Origin of the sequence: Methylobacterium sp. Leaf361 (assembly GCF_001424445.1) — a bacterium.
Lineage (GTDB): Bacteria > Pseudomonadota > Alphaproteobacteria > Rhizobiales > Beijerinckiaceae > Methylobacterium.
Map to the genome: position 1 here is coordinate 242751 of NZ_LMPY01000045.1, position 16743 is coordinate 259493.

Sequence of the window (16743 nt, forward strand, 5' to 3'; positions counted from 1 at the left end):
CGGCCGCGCCTGACGCGACCGGGCCTTCCGCTGCGTCTCAGGGACGATCAGGTCCAGTCGCTGTCGTCGCCGCCGCCGAGGTCGCCGCCGAAATCGCCGCCCGGATCGCTGTAGCCGGCGTCCTGGAAGCTACCCATGTCGCCGCCGCTGTTGTCGAGGGCCGAGCCGAGATCCTGGTTGCCGCCGCCGTCGCCGTAGTAGTTGTTGACGACGGTCTCGCCGCTACCGCCGCCCAGGCCCGCCGCCGCGGCGCTGCCGAGGCTGGAATGGCCGCCCGCGAAGGCGTTCGACAGGGCGCTGCCGAGGAGCATGCCGCCCGCCGCGCCGGCCGCCATGGGCAGGGCTGTCGCCATGAAGCCGCCGCCGCGCGCCGGGGCCTGGGGCTGGCCGCCCCACGGACCGCCCTGCTGCTGCGGGTAGCCGCCCTGCTGCGGGTAGCCCTGCTGCGGATAACCCTGCGGCGGCGGGCCGCCCTGATTGCCCCAGGGCTGGCCGCCCGGGCGCGGCTGGCCGTAGCCGGGCTGGGGCTCCTGGCGCTGCTGGCTGCCGCCGCCGAAGATGCTCGACAGGAAGCCGCCGCCCCCGGAGGACTGGGCCGGGGCCGCCTGGCTGCGGGCCTGCTCCAGCTGCTGGTTCAGGCTCTTGATCGCCTCTTCCTGCACGTAGATCAGCTGCGCCATGGCGTAGGGCGCGTAGGGCTGCGCGCGGAGCTTGTCGGCGATGAAGCGCTCCGCCTCCGCGTCGCGGGGCTGGGTCTGAGCCTGCTCCAGCCGCTGGAAGATTCCCGAAATGACGTCGCGTTCTTCGCTGTTCATGGAGTCGTCCTCCTCGAATCTCACCCGCGGGCCCGAACGCGCCGCATGGCAGCTAGGACATGGGTGCGCGGCGACGCTTTGTCAGGGGGATTGCGAAAACTTCATCCGCCTACCCCGAAACGCGAGAAGCCCGACCTGCCGGCCGGGCTTCCTGCATGCCGAGTGTGGGGCGCGGCCGCGGCCGCGCCGACGCGATCCTAGAACGTGCCGAACTTGTAGTTCAGGCCGGCGCGGACGACGGCGAACTGGTCGTCGCGGCGGCCGACGCCGCTGTAGACGACCGGGAAGTTGTTGGCGGCGTTGATGACGAACGCGCCCTGGTTGCGGGTGCCGCGGTCGAGGTTGACGTACAGGCCTTCGACCTTGAGCGTGACGGCCGAGGAGCGGAAGAAGTTCAGGAACGAGTCGGTGGGCAGGGCGTACTCGATGCCGCCGCCGGCGGCCCAGCCGGTGCGGAAGCTGTCGTTGCCGGCGTAGCCACCGAAGGAGCGGTCGGCGCTGCCCGAGCCGTAGGCGAAGCCGCCGGTGCCGTACACGAGGGTGCGGTCGAAGGCGTAGCCGAGGCGACCGCGCACGGTGCCGAAGAAGTCGAGGCTGGAGAGGCCGCGCGGGTCGGTGACGTAATAGCCGGGGGCGAGGGCGCCGGAGATGAAGGCGTTGTTCCGGCTGCGGCCGAAGTCGAGGTACTGGGCGTCGGCCTCGAAGCCGATCACGATACCGGAGCCCGGGGTGAACTGGTAGTTGTAGCCGATCTGRCCACCGCCGGAGAAGCCGTCCTGGCTGCGGTTGCGGAAGGAGGCGACGGTGCCGGGGGCGGCGTAGGGGAAGGGGACGGCGAAGGTGTTGCCGGTGTTGCGGTCGCTGGCGTCGAAGGCGTAGCCGGCGTTGATACCGAAGTAGGCGCCGGTCCAGGTGAAGACCGGGACGGGCGTGAACACCGGCGGCGGGGCCGCGCGGCGCGGCAGGTCGGCGGCGAAGGCCGAACCCGCGAAGGCGACGCCCGCGAGGGCCGTGGTCACACGGAGCATGGATTTCATGATCTGGTCCTCACTGGTGGTCCGCGCCGTCCCACGGGCGGACGGTTGCGGAACCGGATCTGGCTGCGTTCCAGCGGTTCCAGGGTTGCTTTGCGCTCCGCGGTGTCGCCGACCGCTCTCGCGGCCCCTTGTGGCAACCCGCCGTTTTCCCCGGCACCTTGACCCCTAAACGCGGTCGAATGGCCAAGGTTCATTTACGGCTACGCTTTTTTTCGGGCCGAGGATCGACAAAGTGTCGCAGCCCCTTTCCGAGGCCGCACTGGCTCGTCAGGGCACCAGCGTGATCGCGGAGATCAGGCGGCCGTAATCCGCCTCGCCGCGATGCGTGGTCCGCCGGTAGCTGTAGAACCGCTCCGGATCGGCGTAAGTGCAGAGATTGAGTGCGGTGGCCTCGCCGATCTCGGCTTCGCCGAGCCGGGCCAGGATGAAGCCCGGAAGATCGAACTGGGCGTGCCCCGGCCGCGTGCCGGGGCCGAGGAAGCGCTCCATGCCGGGGGCATCGCTCCCGAAGCGCGCGACGAAGTCCGGACCGACCTCGTAGGAGGCCTGACCGATCGTCGGTCCCAGGACGGCGACGATGCGGCTGCGCCGCGCCCCGAGCGCCTCCATCGCCGACACGGTCGCGCCGATCACGCCGGTGAGCGCACCCTTCCAGCCGGCATGGGCGGCGCCGACGACGCCGTTCTCGGGATCCGCGAACAGGATCGGCCCGCAATCCGCGGTGGCGATGCCGAGCGCCAGGCCCGGAACCCGCGTCACCATGGCATCGGCCTTCGGCCGCTCCGCCGCGAAGGGGGCCTCGACGGTGACCACGTCGGCCGAGTGGACCTGATACAGGCTCACCAGCCGGTCCCGCGGCAGGCCGAGCTGCGCGCACATCCGCGCCCGGTTCTCGGCGACGCGCTCCGGCGCGTCCTGGGAGCCGAGGCCGCCATTGAGCGACGCGTACAGGCCCTCGGAGACCCCGCCGACGCGGGTGAAGAAGGCGTGGCGCACGCCCGCATGGGCGGAGAGTTCCGGCGCCTCGATGAACATGCCTGCGGTCACGGTCGGCCTCGCGCTTGCCCCTGTCGCGCCCCGATAGCGCAAGGGCGGACCCTTGACGATGTCGTTCAACCGTCAGATTCTTGCTGCATTGCAGTACGGAGCCGATCCGGCCCCGCCTTGAGAAGGATCGCGATGTCACGAGGGATCGAGACCGACGCCCTGCCCGAGACGCCCGAGGCCGAAGAGCCCCGGATTCCGAGCGCGCCTGCCCACCCCGTCACGGGAGAGCCCGCCGCCTTCGACCCGACCGACCTCAACCCGCCCGCGCCGCCGACTCCGCGGCCCGCCAGCCAGACCGATTCCGGCTTCGGCTCCTTCGGCTGAGAGTAGCCGGCCCGGACGGGGCCGCGCATCGTCCCGGCGTCTCAGAGCCCCGGAAATCCCGGGAGCGGCCCGACGGACGGGCCGCTCACCGCCAGCACCTTGAACAGGCTTCCCATCCCGCCCCGGGCCGGATCGGTCAGGCGCGCGGCCGCAGCGTCGATCGCGGCGGCCTGCGCGGGGCTCGCCCGTGCCTTCAGACGCTCGGCACGGGCCCCGAGTCCGAGGGCGGCCAGGAAGTCGCCCTGATCGACGGGGCCGTGGATCGCGGCGCCCTCGGCCCGCGCCGCCTGGGCGAGGGCGGCGAAATCGACGTGATGCGTCAGGTCCGCCTCGCCGGGCTCCGCCAGCGGGTCGGCGAAGCGATGTCCCGCCAGCGCCTGGAGGGTGTCGCCGAAGCCCGGACGCACATGGCCGTAATCGATGGCCAGCAGGGCGCCGCCTTCGGAACACAGCCGCCGCGCCAGCGCGCGGATCAGCGCGAGCCCGGCCGCCGGCACGCTCATCAGCGCGCCGTCCGGGCCGTCCGCCGCGAGGCCCGGGACCGGCTCCGGCGACAGGCCGAAAGCGAGGCCGCCCGCCGGATCGAGACCGATCTGCCGCTCGTGCCAGCCCGACGGCCGGCGCTCGAACTGGCGCACCGGCAGGCAGTCGAAGAACTCGTTGGCCAGGATGATCGCCGGCCCCTCGGGCAGCGTCTCGACGCTGTCGTGCCACGCGGCACCGGTCCCGGCGAGGGCGCGCGCCTGCGCGGCCCGCAGCACCGGGCTCGTCTCGACGAGGTGCGGTGCCACGCGCACCCCCGGGAGCGCTGCCCGCAGCGCGCGCAGCGCGTCCGCCATCAGAGTGCCGCGGCCGGGCCCCAACTCCACCAGGAGGAGCGGATCCGGCGACCCGATCGGGCCGCGGACGTAGGCTGTCCAGGCACCGAGCAGTTCGCCGAACATCTGGCTGATCTCGGGCGCGGTGGTGAAGTCGCCCTGGGCGCCCAGGGGATCGCGGGTGCGGTAGTAGCCGTGGACCGGGTGGCCGAGGCAGAGGGCCATGTAGCGGTCGACGCCGATCGGCCCGTTCTGCCGGATCAGCGCCGCGATCTCGGTTCCGAGGGGGGTCACGCCTCGACGGCCGCCTTGCGGGCGGCCTCGGCGGCCGGCGCTTCCACCGGATGGCGGGGCCGTGTCCGGCCGGTCGCGGCCAGCACGATGTAGGTCAGGCCGACGATCATCATCGGCACGCACAGCAGCATGCCCATGGTCACGCCGCCGCCCATCGGACCGAGATGGTCGCCGAACAGGAAGCCGAGCTGGCGATCCGGCTCTCGGAAGAACTCGCAGACGGTCCGGGCCAGCGCGTAGCCGAGGACGAAGATGCCGCCGAGGAGCCCGGGCTTGCGGAAGCCGAACCGGCGGACGCTGACCGCCATCACGATGAACAGCAGCAGGCCCTCGGTGGCTGCCTCGTAGAGCTGGCTCGGGTGGCGCGGCAGCGGGCCGCCGCTCGGGAACACGATCGCGTAGGGGAAGTCCGGCGCCACGCGGCCCCAGAGCTCGCCGTTCACGAAATTGGCGATCCGGCCGAAGAACAGGCCGATCGGCACCACCACGGCGCCGATATCGAGGAGCGTGTAGGCGTTGAGACCCTTGCCGCGGGCGAACAGCACGAAGGCCAGGATGGCCCCGATGAAACCGCCGTGGAACGACATGCCGCCGTTGCGGATCGCCAGGATCTCCCACGGATCGGCGATGTACATCGGCAGATTGTAGAACAGCACGTAGCCGATCCGCCCGCCGAGCACGACGCCGAGCGCCACCCAGACGACGAGGTCGTCGATGTCGACGACCTGCGGGCGCTTCACCACGCCCCAGAGGCTGTCGGCCATGACGAGGCGGCGCGCGTAATACCAGCCGCCGATCAGGCCGGCGATGTAGGCGAGCGCGTACCATTTGATCGTGATCGGCCCGATCGCGATCGCCACCGGATCGATGGCCGGAAAGGGCAGGGCGAGGAGCGGCATCTAACTCACCTCCGGGGCGGCCGGATTGGACGCCGGAGGGGCGACGCGTCAAGCCCGGGGCACGCTCCCGGAACGGAGGCCTCAGCCGCGCACGAACAAGAAGCCGTGTTCGTCCGGGCCGGCGCAGTAGGCTGCCGTGCCGTCGGCGGAGGTCCGCGGCGTTCGCCCGCTCTCGCGCAGGCGCCGCGACAGGGCCCGCGGATCCGCTGCGGTGAACAGGTAGCGGGTGGCGGCCCGGTCGGCGGGCTCGACGACGAGCCGCCGCTCGGTCACGGGCGTGCGGTAATGCAGGAGCTCCACGTGCGGCGCGGGGTCCGGCGGCGCCAGGGCGATCACGTCGACCTGCGGATCGTCGACGCCGTCGAGGCGCGCCTGCTCCGGCCCGCGGTTCAGGCCGCGCTCCGTCACCGCCAGCCCGAGGGGGCCGGTCAGGAAGGCCAGGGTGGCGTCGAGGTCGGTGACGGTGATCGCCGAGTGATCGATCCCCAGGAACAGGCCCGGTGGGTCGCGCCAGCGGGCGGCCGCGGGGCCGTCGGGGAAGAAGATCAGCTCCAGGGGATGCCCGTCGGGGTCGCGGAACTTGTAGGCGATCACGCCCCCCGTGGACGCCGGCAGGCGCTGAGGCCCGCCGCGGCTGATCGGCGTCGGGGCGAGCCGTGCCAGTCGCGCGGCCGCGGCTTCCATGTCGCGGACCGGGATCGCGAGGTGCTGGAAGAACGGGTCGGTCGCCGCGGGATCGGTTGGGTAGGGCGCGCCGGGCGGATCGACCGCCAGGAAGGTCACGGTCTGCCCCCCGAGACGCATGCGCAGCTGGGTGGCGCGCCGGTCCGCGAGCCCCATCGCCTCCGCCTGCGCGGCGGGAACCGGCTCCGGCGGGGCAGCCCGCGCGAAGCCGAGCCCGTCCCGGTAGAAGGCCTCCGTGACGGCGAGGTCCGCGACCGTGCGGCTGAACCCCGCGAGGGCCCGCACGCCGCCCTCGGGAGCGGTGCCGCTCACAGGAGCGGCGCTCCCCGCACGTTCACGTAGATCGCGTAGAGCGCCTGCGAGGCGCACAGGTACAGGCGGCTGTCGTTGCGTCCGCCGAAGGTGAGGTTGGCGACCGTCGCGGGCACGAAAATCTTGCCGACCAGCTCGCCGCCGGGGTCGATGCAGTGGACCCCGTCGCCGGCGCTCGACCAGACATTGCCGTGCTCGTCGCACCGGATGCCGTCGGCGTTACCGGGCGCGATCCGGCAGAACACGTCGCCGCCCGACAGGCTGCCGTCCTCGGCCACGTCGAAGACGCGCACGTGCTGGAGCGGATCGGTGTCGAACTGCAGCCCGGTCTCGACGATGTAGAGCCTGCGCTCGTCGGGCGAGAAGCAGAGCCCGTTCGGCCCCTGGAAATCGTCGGCCACCACCCGCAGCGAGCCGTCGCGCGGATCGAAGCGGTAGACGGCGGCGGGCAGCTCGGATTCCTGCTTGCCGCCCTCGTAGTCGGTCTGGATGCCGTAGGGCGGGTCCGAGAACCAGATCGTCCCGTCCGACTTGCAGACGATGTCGTTGGGCGAGTTCAGGCGTCGCCCCTGGTAGTGCTCGACCAGGCCGGTGACCCGCCCGTCGAGCTCGGTCCGATGGATGCGCCGGCCGCGGTGCGAGCAGGACAGCATTCGCCCCTGGCGGTCGCGGGCGTGGCCGTTCTCGAAGTCGCTCGCCTCGCGGTAGACGCTCAGGCCGGCGGATTCCGACCAGCGCATCACCCGGTTGTTGGGGAGGTCCGAGAACAGGAGCTCGTCGCGGTCGCCGAACCAGACCGGGCCCTCGGTCCAGCGGAACCCGTCCGCGAGCTTCTGCAGCGGCGCGTTCGGCAGGATGTAGGCCTTGAAGCGCGGCTGCGTGAGTTCGAAGCCGTCCATGGAGCCGCTCCTACTTGAAGCGGCCGGGCTGATTGACGGTCGGCTCGACCTGGAGCCCGGTCACGATCATCGTGCAGGGCTCGTCGCCCACCGTCCCGGACAGGTGGCCCTTCCGGTCGTCGCGCGCCTTCGTGTTCTGGTCCTCGCCCATCATCAGCTCGCCCGGGCCCATCTCGACCCGGTGGCCGTCCATCGTCTCGACGAACCAGCGGCCCGACAGGACGGCGATCCATTGCGGCCGCGGATTCTCGTGCCACTCGCCGACCCAGCCGACCGGCAGGACCGTGAAGGTCACGACCGACGGCGCCGGGTCCATCTTGTCGTTCCACTGCGGCGCGGTCTCGGGATTGATCCCCTCGAACTTGAACCGCTCGAGGTGGAACAGCTCCTGGCGGCTCACACCCTCCGCATCGGTGTAGACGTGCCAGTACGGCATCTTCGGAGGGGTCGGCTCGCTCATCGTCGCTCCTGCCGCGGCGGGACACACCCTCCCACAACGGCCGGGCTTGGCGATGGTTCGCGGCTCCCGACGAAGGCCAGAACGACCGGGACATCGCTCCAAGTCCCGGTCAGCAAAGCTCCTCACCGTCCTTGCGAGCGCAGCGAAGCAATCCAGCCGGCGCCACACTCGGCGATCGCGCGCCGGCCCGGCTCGCCTCGCCGCGCTCGCGATGACGGCGCGACGCTCACATCTGCTCGGGGATCCGGTCCGTCTGCGCGAGGTTCGAGAACCGGGTGATGTTCGCGTCGAACTGCAGCTCCACGGTGCCGGTGGGGCCGTGACGCTGCTTGCCGAGGATCACCTCGGCCTTGCCGTGGACGCGCTGCATCTCGGCCTCCCAGGCGAAGAACTCCTCGGTCCCTTCGCGGGGCTTCTTGTTCCCGACGTAGTACTCCTCGCGGAACACGAACATGACGACGTCGGCGTCCTGCTCGATCGAGCCCGATTCGCGCAGGTCGGCGAGCTGCGGGCGCTTGTCGTCGCGGTTCTCCACCTGACGGGAGAGCTGGGACAGGCCGATGATCGGCACGGCCAGCTCCTTGGCGAGCGCCTTCATGCCCGTCGTGATCTCGGTCATCTCCTGCACGCGGTTGTCGCTGCGCTTGCCCGAGCCCGAGAGGAGCTGGAGGTAGTCGACGATCAGCAGGTCGAGGCCCTTCTGGCGCTTCAGGCGCCGGGCCCGGGCGGCGAGCTGGGCGATCGAGATGCCGCCGCTCTGGTCGATGTAGAACGGGATCGTCTGCATGTCCCGGGCGGCGTCGGTGATCTTGTAGAAATCCTCGGGCCGGATGTCGCCGCGGCGGATCTTGTAGGAGGGCACGCCCGACTGCTCGGCGATGATGCGGGTCGCGAGCTGCTCGGCCGACATTTCCAGCGAGAAGAAGCCCACGATGCCGCCGTTCACGGTCCGGGTCGTGCCGTCCGGCTGCTTCTCGCCGCGGTAGGCCTTGGCGATGTTGAAGGCGATGTTGGTCACCAGCGAGGTCTTGCCCATGGCCGGGCGGCCCGCGAGGATGATCAGATCGGAGGGCTGCAGGCCGCCCATCTTGGCGTCGAGGTCGGACAGACCCGTGGCGATGCCCGAGAGCTTGCCGTCGCGCTGGTAGGCCTTGGCGGCCATGTCGACCGCGGCGGTCAGCGCGTCCGAGAATTTCTGGAAGCCGCCGTCGTAGCGTCCGGCCTCGGCCAGCTCGTAGAGCCGGCGCTCGGTCTCCTCGATCTGGTCCCGGGGCGCCTGCTCCACCGGCGCCTCGTAGGCGCCGTTCACCAGATCCTCGCCGATGGTGATCAGCCGGCGGCGGATGGCGAGGTCGTAGATCGTGCGGCCGTACTCGCCGGCGTTGATCACCGTCGTCGCGTCGGCGGCGAGGCGCGCGAGGTACTGCATCACCGTCTGGCCGCCGAAATCGGCGTCGCCCAGATAGGTCTTCATGGTGATGGGCGTGGCGAGCTTGCCGGCCTTGATCAGGGAGGCCGCCACCGTGAAGATCTGCTGGTGGGCATCCTCCATGAAGTGCTCGGCCAGCAGGAAGTCCGAAACCCGGTAATAGGCGTCGTTGTTCACCAGGATCGCGCCCAGCAGCGCCTGCTCCGCGTCGATGTTGTGCGGGGCGACGCGGTACTCGGCCTGGACCGCTTCGAGCTTGGCCGTGAGCGCATTGGGCAAGGCCATCGGCGGACGACTCCGTATCAGGCGCCGCGGCGGGCGCGCCAGGATCACACCGCACGACCTTGGCGCCGGTATGGTTACCGAAGCCTAGCCGACGGCCGGTTCTCCCGGGCCGGGGCGCGGAAAAGCGGACGCCCGCCGACTCTCGCGAGGGGCGGGCGTCCATGCTGGAACAAAACTGGAACGTGTCAAGTCTCGGGGACCATCATCCCCAGTGTTCACCGGTATACACGGCGGGGTCGGCCTCGCTGCCCGGCCACGCCGCCGCAGGCTTGACCGGCCGGTTGGCCGGCCGGTCGGGCCTGCAAACGGGAATCAGCCGCGGTCGTCGGCGCCCTCGCCGGCATCGGCCAGCGCCTGACCGACCTCGAGGCCGAGGTCGTCGAGGTTGAACGCCTCGCGCTCGGTCACCGACTCGCCGCGGGCCTGACGCTCGGCCTCCTCGGGGCTGCGGGCGACGTTGACGGTGATCTCCACCTCGACCTCGGGGTGCAGCACCACCGGGACCGTGTGAAGGCCCAGCGTCTTGATCGGCTGGTTCAGGGTGAACTGACCGCGATCGACCGTGAAGCCCTCCTTCGCGACGACCTCGGCGAGGTCGCGGGTCGAGACCGAGCCGTACAGAACGCCGGTCTCGCCGGACTGACGGATGAGGACGAAGCTCTGGCCGTTCAGCTTCTCGGCGACGACCTCGGCGTCCTTCTTGCGGTCGAGGTTGCGGGCCTCGAGCTGGGCGCGCTGGGCCTCGAAGTGCTTCTTGTTGGCTTCCGTCGCGCGCAGGGCCTTGCCGCGGGCGAGCAGGAAGTTGCGGGCGAAGCCCGGACGGACATTCACGGTCTCGCCCATCTGGCCAAGCTTGGCCACGCGCTCGAGCAGGATCACTTCCATGGTCTTTCTCCTTCAGGTGTTCGGCCACGCGGGCCGGGGTCTCACGGCGCCGGATCGCCCTTGGGGCGTCGGCGGTCGAGGGCTGTGTCGGCGAGGCCGAACAGGGTCAGGGCGACCAGGGCGATGCCCTGGGTCACGAACAGGATCAGGTACATGCCGAACAGCATGAGCCCGCGCCCCGGCCGGCCGCGGGAGCGGTCGTGGAAGGCGGCGAGCCCCTGGAGGGCGAAGGCGGCGCTGAACGCGCCGAGCAGCGCGACCCCGAACACGCCGACATAGCCGGGCGCGAAGCACATCCCGACGGCCGCCGCGACCGCCACGAGCGTGCTGCGCGGCATGGCGGTCGAGGGGATGTCGGGCCAGGGCCGCGGCAGGCGGCCGGAGATCTTCACGATCCGGGCCGACGCCCAGAGGTAGAAGGCCAGCAGCAGGGCGAGGCCGTTCGCCGCGAAGGCGGGCACGACGCGGGCGAGGGCGTCCGCCACCTCGGCCCGCGTGACGTCCGCCGGGTCGGCGTCGGCCTGCGGGGCCGGACCGGGCGTCGCCGCCCCGTCCTTGCCGCCCGCCTCGCCGCCGGTCGAGGGCGCGTCGGCGCGCGGGGCATCTGCGCGCGGGGTCTCGGGGGACGGGCGGGCGGAGGGCAGCCGCGTCTGGACCAGGGTCTGGGCGAGCCCGCGCAGCTGCGCGTCGAAGGCGGCGTGGTTCGGCGACGACAGGACCGCGATGGCGATGAAGGCGAGGGCGGCCGTGGCGGCAATCCAGCCGAGCAGGCGGCCGGTCGGGTACCATTCGAGGCCGGCGGGCGTCTCGCGCCCGAGGAGCGCGAGGTAGGCGAGCCACCAGGCGGGCAGGGCGATGTAGGCCGCGAAGGCCAGTCCCAGGAAGGGCGCGATCACCAGGATCAGCGCGAGGCTGCCGGCGGCGGCCGCGGCGAGCGCGGCCTTGTGGCTCCAGCCCAGGCCGACGATCAGGATCGGAAGCGGCGCCACGAGGTAGAGCAGGATCGCGAGCGGCGTCGCCTTCAGCAGCACCCCGAACAGGAGTGCGGAGACGAGGCCCGCGCCGATACCGATGCCGATGTGCTGTGCCATGAATTCCGCTGTCCCGCTGCCGGTACGGCAGGGTTAGAGGCGGCTACGCGCCCCAACGATCGGGCGGCGCGAGCCGCCCTCTGGGAGGGCCGGCCCGGGCAGATGCCGGGCCGGCGGGTTCTGATGGCCTACTTGATCACGTAGGGCAGCAGGCCGAGGAAGCGGGCGCGCTTGATCGCCTGAGCGAGCTCGCGCTGCTTCTTGGCCGAGACCGCGGTGATCCGCGACGGCACGATCTTGCCGCGCTCGGACACGTAGCGGGACAGGAGCTTGACGTCCTTGTAGTCGATCTTCGGCGCGTTCGCGCCGGAGAACGGGCAGGTCTTGCGACGACGGAAGAAGGGACGGCGTCCGCCGCCCGCACCAGCACCGAATGCCATGGGTTAGCCCTCCCCGCCGAAGCTGCGCTCGCCGCGGTCACCGCGATCGCCGCGGTCACCACGGTCGCCGCCGAAGCCGCCACCGCCGAAGCCCTCGTCATCGCGACGACGGCCGCGCTCGCGATCCTTGCGGTCGTCGCGGTCGCGCTTCTGCATCATGGCGGACGGCTCGGAATCGAGTTCCTCGACCCGGATGGTCATGAAGCGCAGCACGTCCTCGGAGATCTGCATCTGGCGCTCCATCTCGGCGATGGCGGCCGGCGGGGCGTCGATGTTGAGGAGGGCGAAGTGCGCCTTGCGGTTCTTCTTGATCCGGTAGGCGAGGGACTTCACGCCCCACATCTCGATCTTCTCGAGACGGCCACCGTTCTGCTCGATCACACCCTTGTAGGTGTCGATCATCGTCTCGACCTGCTGGGACGTCACGTCCTGGCGGGCCAAGAGCACATGCTCGTAGAGAGGCATTGTCGGGCCTTTCATCGTCAAAAGGAGCCCGGCCGCCGGAAGGCGGCTGATTCGGGCCGGTTCATCTCGCGCTACGCTCGGCGCCAAGCCCTTCGAGCCGATTTTCAGGCCCGAGCGGTTGATCGAAGGCGGAGACACCGGACGACGGGATCTGGGAGAGCCCTGTGCCGCGAGCGGCACCGTCCGTTCAGCCCCCGGCCGGAGCGAACGCGAGGGGCGGCGCATAGTCGGTTTTTCGCGACCTGGCAAGGTCGTGGCAAGGTCGCGTCGTGGGTCGCGGCTTGGGTGGCGGGCCCGAACTCCCCGCGGCCGCGGGGATCGGGCCGCGCGTCCCGTGCCGGGCCCTGCCGGGACGGCCCCGCCTGTTGTGCGTAACACGCCCACGGGCGCGTGCCGCGCCGCGGCGCGACCCTGTCCGGCACCGCTCAAGCTTGCCGCTCGGGCGGTTCGATGACACAAGCGCGGCGCGGCTGGGGATCCCCGGCCGCACTGGTTTTCGGTAATCCTCCAGATCCGCGATGGCAGAGGCCCCAGCTTCCGGCCCGTCCGAGGTCGGTCCCGTGCTGATCACCGGCGCGAGCGGCTTCCTCGGCTCAGCCCTGGTCGACGTGTTCCGCCGGGCCGGCTTCCCGGTGCGCATCCTCGTGCGCGCGTCGAGCCCCCGCCGCAACCTCACCTGGACCGACGTGGAGATCGCCGAGGGCGACATGCGCGACCCGGCCGCCGTGGCGGCGGCGATGCGCGGCCAGCGCTACCTGATCCACGCCGCGGCCGATTACCGGCTCTGGGCGCCGGACATGGAGGAGATCGTCCGCACCAACCGCGACGGCACGCGCCTGATGATGCGCGCGGCGCTCGAGGCCGGCGTGGAGCGTGTCGTCTACACGTCGAGCGTCGCGACGATCAAACCGCCGGCCGACGGCGTCACGCCCTCCGACGAGACCATGCCGCTGACGCCCGAGACCGCGATCGGCGCCTACAAGCGCAGCAAGGTCGTGGCCGAGCGGGTGGTCGAGGAGATGGTCGCCCGGGACGGCCTGCGGGCGGTGATCGTCAACCCGTCGACGCCGATCGGCCCCCGCGACGTCAAGCCGACGCCGACCGGCCGGATCATCCAGGAGGCGGCGCTCGGCAAGATGCCGGCCTTCGTCGATACCGGGCTCAACCTCGCCCACGTGGACGACGTGGCCCAGGGGCACCTCCTGGCGCTGCGCAAAGGCCGCATCGGCGAGCGCTACATCCTCGGCGGCGAGGACGTGTTCCTCTCGCAGATGCTCGCCGACATCGCCGGCATGGTCGGGCGCAAGCCGCCGACCGTGAATCTGCCCCGGGCCGCCGTCTACCCGGTGGCGTTCTTCGCGCAGCTCGCCGCGCGGGTCACCGGCAGGCAGCCCTTCGCGACGATCGACGGGATCCGCATGTCGCGCTACCGGATGTTCTTCTCGGACAGGAAGGCGCGCGCCGAACTCGGCTACACGGCCCGGCCGTACCGCGAGGGCCTGTCGGACGCGATCACGTGGTTCCGGGAGGCGGGCTACCTCGCATGAGCACCCTCGATTCCGCCACCGCGACGCGCTCCGGCAAGGGGCACCGCGACGAGAACTTCCCCGTCGCCTCGCACCTGATCCATCCCCGCCACCGGGGCGCGATCCTGGCGTTCTACAACTTCGTCCGCGCCGGCGACGACGTGGCCGATCACGCCGCCCTGTCGCCCGAGCGCAAGATCGAGTTGCTCGATCGCCTCGCCGACGCGCTCACCGGCGCCGGGCCGTCCGATCCCGAGGCCGAGCCGCTGAAGCGCGAGCTCGCGGCCCGCGGCCTGCCGCCCCGGCACGCCCTGGAACTCCTCGACGCGTTCCGCATGGACGCGCGCAAGAACCGCTACGCGGACTGGGACGAGCTGATCCACTACTGCCGCTACTCGGCGATGCCGGTGGGCCGCTACGTCCTCGACGTGCACGGCGAAGACCCGGCCCGGGTCTACCGGGCGTCCGACGCCATCTGCGCGGCGCTCCAGGTGATCAACCACCTCCAGGATTGCGGCAAGGACTTCGCGGCGCTCGACCGGGTCTACCTCCCGCAGGATTGCCTCGACCGCCACGGCGCCACCGTGGCGATGCTCGGCGAGGCCGAGGCGCCGCCGCAGCTCCGGGCCGCGATCCGCGAGCTGGCGCAGCGCTGCCTCGACCTCCTCGACGAGGGCGCGGTCCTGCCGGACCTGATCGACGACCTGCGCCTGTCTCTGGAGATCGCCGCCATCCACCGGCTCGCCGTCGTGCTGAGCCGGGGCCTGCTGGAGCGCGACCCGCTCTCGGAGAAAGTCCATCACGGCAAGGCCGCCTTCGCGCTGACGGCGCTGGGCGGCGTCGCCGCCACCCTGGCGCGCCGGCCCTTCCGCGGCCGGACCGTCCGGGCCGCGGCTCAGGGAATCCGCTCGTGACCGCCACCGCCACGCCCGCCCAGGACCACGCGAGCGCCGCCCCGGCGCTGCCCGCCGCCGGCTCCTCCTTCTACACGGCGATGCGCCTGCTGCCGAAGGAGCGGCGGGAGGCGATGTACGCCGTCTACGCCTTCTGCCGCGCCGTCGACGACGTCGCCGACGACGGCGGCACCCGGGCCGTCCGGCAAGTCGAGCTCGACCGCTGGCGGGCCGATATCGACGCGCTCTACGCCGGCCGCCCGGCCCCGCGGGTGCGCGACCTCGTGGAGCCCGTGCGCCGATTCGGCCTGAAGCGCGAGGATTTCCAGGCGGTCATCGACGGCATGGCGATGGACGCCGTCGCGGACATCGTCGCCCCCGACGCCGAGACCCTCGACCTCTACTGCGACCGGGTCGCCAGCGCGGTCGGCCGGCTGTCGGTGCGGATCTTCGGCATGCCGGAGGCGGACGGCATCCGGCTGGCGTGGCACCAAGGCCGCGCGCTCCAGCTCACCAACATCCTGCGCGACATCGACGAGGATGCCGAGCGCGGCCGCCTCTACCTGCCGCGCGAGAAGCTCCGGGCGATCGGCCTCACCGACCCGACGCCGGCAGAGGCGATCGGCCATCCCCGCATCGGCGAGGTCTGCATCTCCCTCGCCCGCGAGGCCGAGGACCATTACCAGGCGACCTGGGAGATCATCCGGCGCAGCCCCCGCAAGGCGACCAAGGCCGCCCGGCTGATGGCCGCCGCCTATCACCTCTACCTCAAGGCGGTCCTCGCGCGCGGCTGGGCGATGCCCCGCGCCCGGGTGAAGCCCGGCAAGCTCGCGCTGCTGGGCGTCGTCGTCCGGCACGGCCTGATCTGATGGGCACCGTCCACGTCGTCGGCGCCGGCCTCGCCGGCCTCGCCGCTTCCGTCACGCTCGCCGAATCCGGCGCCCGGGTGGTCCTGCACGAGGCCGCCAAGCAGGCCGGCGGCCGCTGCCGCTCGTACTACGACCCGGCCCTCGGCCTGACCATCGACAACGGCAACCACCTGCTCCTGTCCGGCAACGCCGATTCCCTCGGGTTCCTCCGGACGATCGGCGCGCCGGCCGACGCCCTGGTGGGGCCGGACGTGGCGGAGTTCGACTTCGCCGACCTGAAGACCGGCGAGCGCTGGCGGCTGCGGCCCAACGCCGGGCGGCTGCCCTGGTGGGTGATGAGCCCGGCCCGCCGCGTCCCCGGCACCCGAGCCCGGGACTACCTCGCGCCCCTCGGGATCCTGCGCGCGGCCTCCGGCAAGGCGGAGGGCGCGGGCGGGACCATCGGCGCGCACATGGCCTGCGAGGGCACGCTCTACCGGCGCCTCTGGCACCCGGTGCTGCTCGCGGCCCTCAACACCGAGCCCCGCGACAGCGACGTCGGGCTGGCGGCGCGGATCCTGCGCGAGACCCTGGGGGCGGGCGGCAAGGCCTGCCGCCCGCTGGTGGCCGTCGAAGGGCTGTCCTACGCCTTCGTGGATCCGGCGATCCGCTACCTCACGAGCCGCGGCTGCGAGATCCGCCTCGGCCGGCGCCTGCGCGCGCTGGAGATCGCGGACGGCCGGGTCGGGCAGCTCGTGTTCTCGGACGGTGCCGAGACCCTCGGTCCGGAGGACGGCGTCGTGCTGGCGCTGCCGCCGTGGGTCGCCCGGGAGGTGTTGCCCGGTCTCCTCGCACCGGTGGAATTCCGCTCCATCGTGAACGCGCATTTCGCGCTGGTGCCGAAGCCCGGCAGCCCGCTCGTCCTCGGCGTGGTCAACAGCCTCACGGAGTGGCTTTTCGCCTATCCCGACCGGTATTCGGTCACGATCAGCGGTGCCGACCGGCTCCTCGACGTGCCCCGCGAAGACCTCGCGCGGCAGATCTGGGCCGAGATCGCACAGCTGTGCAACCTTGCACCCGACCTGCCCAGCTGGCAGATCGTAAAGGAGAAGCGTGCGACCTTTGCGGCGACGCCGGCGGAAGCCGCGCGGCGCCCGAAGGCCGAAACCGCCTACGACAATCTCGTCCTGGCAGGCGATTGGACCGCCACCGGCCTGCCGTCGACGATCGAGGGAGCGATCCGCTCTGGCCAGACGGCCGCACGTTCCTTGCGTGCGGGATCTGCCGCGCGTGCTGGAACCCAGGTGCGCGGCGCAGCTTGAGGCATGGCGTCCGCCGCGAGGCGGTCGTTC

Annotated in this window: 18 protein-coding genes; 5 read left to right on the forward strand and 13 right to left on the reverse strand. The window is 71.7% G+C overall.

Going from position 1 to position 16743, the window contains the following annotated elements:
- Window positions 1-47: 47 nt before the first annotated feature.
- The 3 genes from ASG32_RS24920 to pgeF form a co-directional block, all read right to left on the reverse strand.
- Window positions 48-815 (reverse strand): DUF2076 domain-containing protein, encoded by a 768-nt coding sequence (locus ASG32_RS24920; protein ID WP_056531727.1) that lies wholly within the window; start codon window positions 813-815, stop codon window positions 48-50.
- A 197-nt stretch (window positions 816-1012) separates the two neighbouring features.
- Entirely contained in the window at window positions 1013-1852 is an 840-nt protein-coding gene (locus ASG32_RS24925) for a porin family protein (protein ID WP_056531729.1), read from the reverse strand.
- 267 nt (window positions 1853-2119) lie between these two features.
- The gene (pgeF, locus tag ASG32_RS24930; RefSeq protein WP_056531731.1) at window positions 2120-2887 is read right to left on the reverse strand and encodes a peptidoglycan editing factor PgeF; all 768 of its coding nucleotides are present in this window, start codon (window positions 2885-2887) and stop codon (window positions 2120-2122) included.
- A gap of 144 nt (window positions 2888-3031) precedes the next feature.
- Between pgeF and ASG32_RS24935 the strand changes: the two genes are divergently transcribed.
- Entirely contained in the window at window positions 3032-3223 is a 192-nt protein-coding gene (locus ASG32_RS24935; protein ID WP_012322302.1) for a hypothetical protein, read from the forward strand.
- A 41-nt stretch (window positions 3224-3264) separates the two neighbouring features.
- Here the strand turns inward: ASG32_RS24935 and ASG32_RS24940 are convergent, their stop codons facing one another.
- The 10 genes from ASG32_RS24940 to rpsF all read right to left on the reverse strand — a co-directional run bounded on the left by ASG32_RS24940 (window position 3265) and on the right by rpsF (window position 12124).
- Window positions 3265-4335, reverse strand: coding sequence for an SAM-dependent methyltransferase (locus ASG32_RS24940; RefSeq protein WP_056531733.1), 1071 nt, complete (start codon window positions 4333-4335; stop codon window positions 3265-3267).
- Window positions 4332-5234: a prolipoprotein diacylglyceryl transferase gene (lgt, locus tag ASG32_RS24945; protein ID WP_056531735.1), complete on the reverse strand. Its 903-nt coding sequence runs from the start codon at window positions 5232-5234 to the stop codon at window positions 4332-4334. The genes ASG32_RS24940 and lgt overlap by 4 nt, the downstream gene beginning before the upstream one ends.
- An 81-nt stretch (window positions 5235-5315) precedes the next feature.
- Window positions 5316-6230, reverse strand: a complete 915-nt coding sequence (locus ASG32_RS24950) for a VOC family protein (RefSeq protein ID WP_056531736.1) — start codon at window positions 6228-6230, stop codon at window positions 5316-5318.
- Window positions 6227-7129, reverse strand: coding sequence for an SMP-30/gluconolactonase/LRE family protein (locus tag ASG32_RS24955; protein WP_056531738.1), 903 nt, complete (start codon window positions 7127-7129; stop codon window positions 6227-6229). Before ASG32_RS24955 ends, ASG32_RS24950 begins: the two co-directional genes overlap by 4 nt.
- Window positions 7130-7139: 10 nt before the next feature.
- Complete coding sequence (locus ASG32_RS24960; protein WP_056531740.1) at window positions 7140-7589, reverse strand: cupin domain-containing protein; 450 nt, start codon at window positions 7587-7589, stop codon at window positions 7140-7142.
- A 226-nt stretch (window positions 7590-7815) separates the two neighbouring features.
- Window positions 7816-9303 carry a replicative DNA helicase gene (locus ASG32_RS24965; protein ID WP_020090635.1) on the reverse strand — a complete coding sequence of 496 codons (1488 nt, stop codon included), beginning with the start codon at window positions 9301-9303 and terminating at the stop codon, window positions 7816-7818.
- Window positions 9304-9615: 312 nt separating this feature from the next.
- Window positions 9616-10188, reverse strand: a complete 573-nt coding sequence (gene rplI / locus ASG32_RS24970) for a 50S ribosomal protein L9 (protein ID WP_020090634.1) — start codon at window positions 10186-10188, stop codon at window positions 9616-9618.
- 41 nt (window positions 10189-10229) lie between these two features.
- A complete protein-coding gene (locus ASG32_RS24975) occupies window positions 10230-11279 on the reverse strand; it encodes a DUF2232 domain-containing protein (RefSeq protein WP_056531742.1) in 1050 nt (349 codons plus the stop codon).
- Window positions 11280-11407: 128 nt separating this feature from the next.
- The gene (gene rpsR / locus ASG32_RS24980) at window positions 11408-11659 is read right to left on the reverse strand and encodes a 30S ribosomal protein S18 (protein ID WP_007561044.1); all 252 of its coding nucleotides are present in this window, start codon (window positions 11657-11659) and stop codon (window positions 11408-11410) included.
- A gap of 3 nt (window positions 11660-11662) precedes the next feature.
- On the reverse strand, window positions 11663-12124 hold the full coding sequence (gene rpsF, locus ASG32_RS24985) for a 30S ribosomal protein S6 (protein ID WP_020090632.1): 462 nt from the start codon (window positions 12122-12124) through the stop codon (window positions 11663-11665).
- Between the two features lie 518 nt (window positions 12125-12642).
- On the opposite strand from rpsF, the gene hpnA reads away from it, so the two are divergent.
- Genes hpnA through hpnE form a run of 4 tightly spaced genes read left to right on the forward strand, consistent with a single transcriptional unit; the run spans window position 12643 to window position 16713 of the window.
- A complete protein-coding gene (gene hpnA / locus ASG32_RS24990; protein WP_026604540.1) occupies window positions 12643-13671 on the forward strand; it encodes a hopanoid-associated sugar epimerase in 1029 nt (342 codons plus the stop codon).
- Window positions 13668-14564 carry a squalene synthase HpnC gene (gene hpnC / locus ASG32_RS24995; RefSeq protein WP_056531744.1) on the forward strand — a complete coding sequence of 299 codons (897 nt, stop codon included), beginning with the start codon at window positions 13668-13670 and terminating at the stop codon, window positions 14562-14564. Before hpnA ends, hpnC begins: the two co-directional genes overlap by 4 nt.
- Complete coding sequence (gene hpnD, locus ASG32_RS25000) at window positions 14561-15412, forward strand: presqualene diphosphate synthase HpnD (RefSeq protein ID WP_056531746.1); 852 nt, start codon at window positions 14561-14563, stop codon at window positions 15410-15412. The genes hpnC and hpnD overlap by 4 nt, the downstream gene beginning before the upstream one ends.
- Window positions 15412-16713 (forward strand): hydroxysqualene dehydroxylase HpnE, encoded by a 1302-nt coding sequence (gene hpnE, locus ASG32_RS25005; protein WP_082558040.1) that lies wholly within the window; start codon window positions 15412-15414, stop codon window positions 16711-16713. The genes hpnD and hpnE overlap by 1 nt, the downstream gene beginning before the upstream one ends.
- Window positions 16714-16743: the final 30 nt, after the last annotated feature.

Coding starts and splice junctions, on each gene's coding strand:
- ASG32_RS24920 (WP_056531727.1), bottom strand. CDS start 815: ATGAACAGCGAAGAACGCGACGTCATTTCGGGAATCTTCCAGCGGCTG.
- hpnE (WP_082558040.1), top strand. CDS start 15,412: ATGGGCACCGTCCACGTCGTCGGCGCCGGCCTCGCCGGCCTCGCCGCT.
- hpnA (WP_026604540.1), top strand. CDS start 12,643: ATGGCAGAGGCCCCAGCTTCCGGCCCGTCCGAGGTCGGTCCCGTGCTG.
- pgeF (WP_056531731.1), bottom strand. CDS start 2,887: ATGTTCATCGAGGCGCCGGAACTCTCCGCCCATGCGGGCGTGCGCCAC.
- hpnC (WP_056531744.1), top strand. CDS start 13,668: ATGAGCACCCTCGATTCCGCCACCGCGACGCGCTCCGGCAAGGGGCAC.
- ASG32_RS24960 (WP_056531740.1), bottom strand. CDS start 7,589: ATGAGCGAGCCGACCCCTCCGAAGATGCCGTACTGGCACGTCTACACC.
- ASG32_RS24955 (WP_056531738.1), bottom strand. CDS start 7,129: ATGGACGGCTTCGAACTCACGCAGCCGCGCTTCAAGGCCTACATCCTG.
- ASG32_RS24965 (WP_020090635.1), bottom strand. CDS start 9,303: ATGGCCTTGCCCAATGCGCTCACGGCCAAGCTCGAAGCGGTCCAGGCC.
- ASG32_RS24935 (WP_012322302.1), top strand. CDS start 3,032: ATGTCACGAGGGATCGAGACCGACGCCCTGCCCGAGACGCCCGAGGCC.
- rplI (WP_020090634.1), bottom strand. CDS start 10,188: ATGGAAGTGATCCTGCTCGAGCGCGTGGCCAAGCTTGGCCAGATGGGC.
- ASG32_RS24975 (WP_056531742.1), bottom strand. CDS start 11,279: ATGGCACAGCACATCGGCATCGGTATCGGCGCGGGCCTCGTCTCCGCA.
- rpsR (WP_007561044.1), bottom strand. CDS start 11,659: ATGGCATTCGGTGCTGGTGCGGGCGGCGGACGCCGTCCCTTCTTCCGT.
- rpsF (WP_020090632.1), bottom strand. CDS start 12,124: ATGCCTCTCTACGAGCATGTGCTCTTGGCCCGCCAGGACGTGACGTCC.
- lgt (WP_056531735.1), bottom strand. CDS start 5,234: ATGCCGCTCCTCGCCCTGCCCTTTCCGGCCATCGATCCGGTGGCGATC.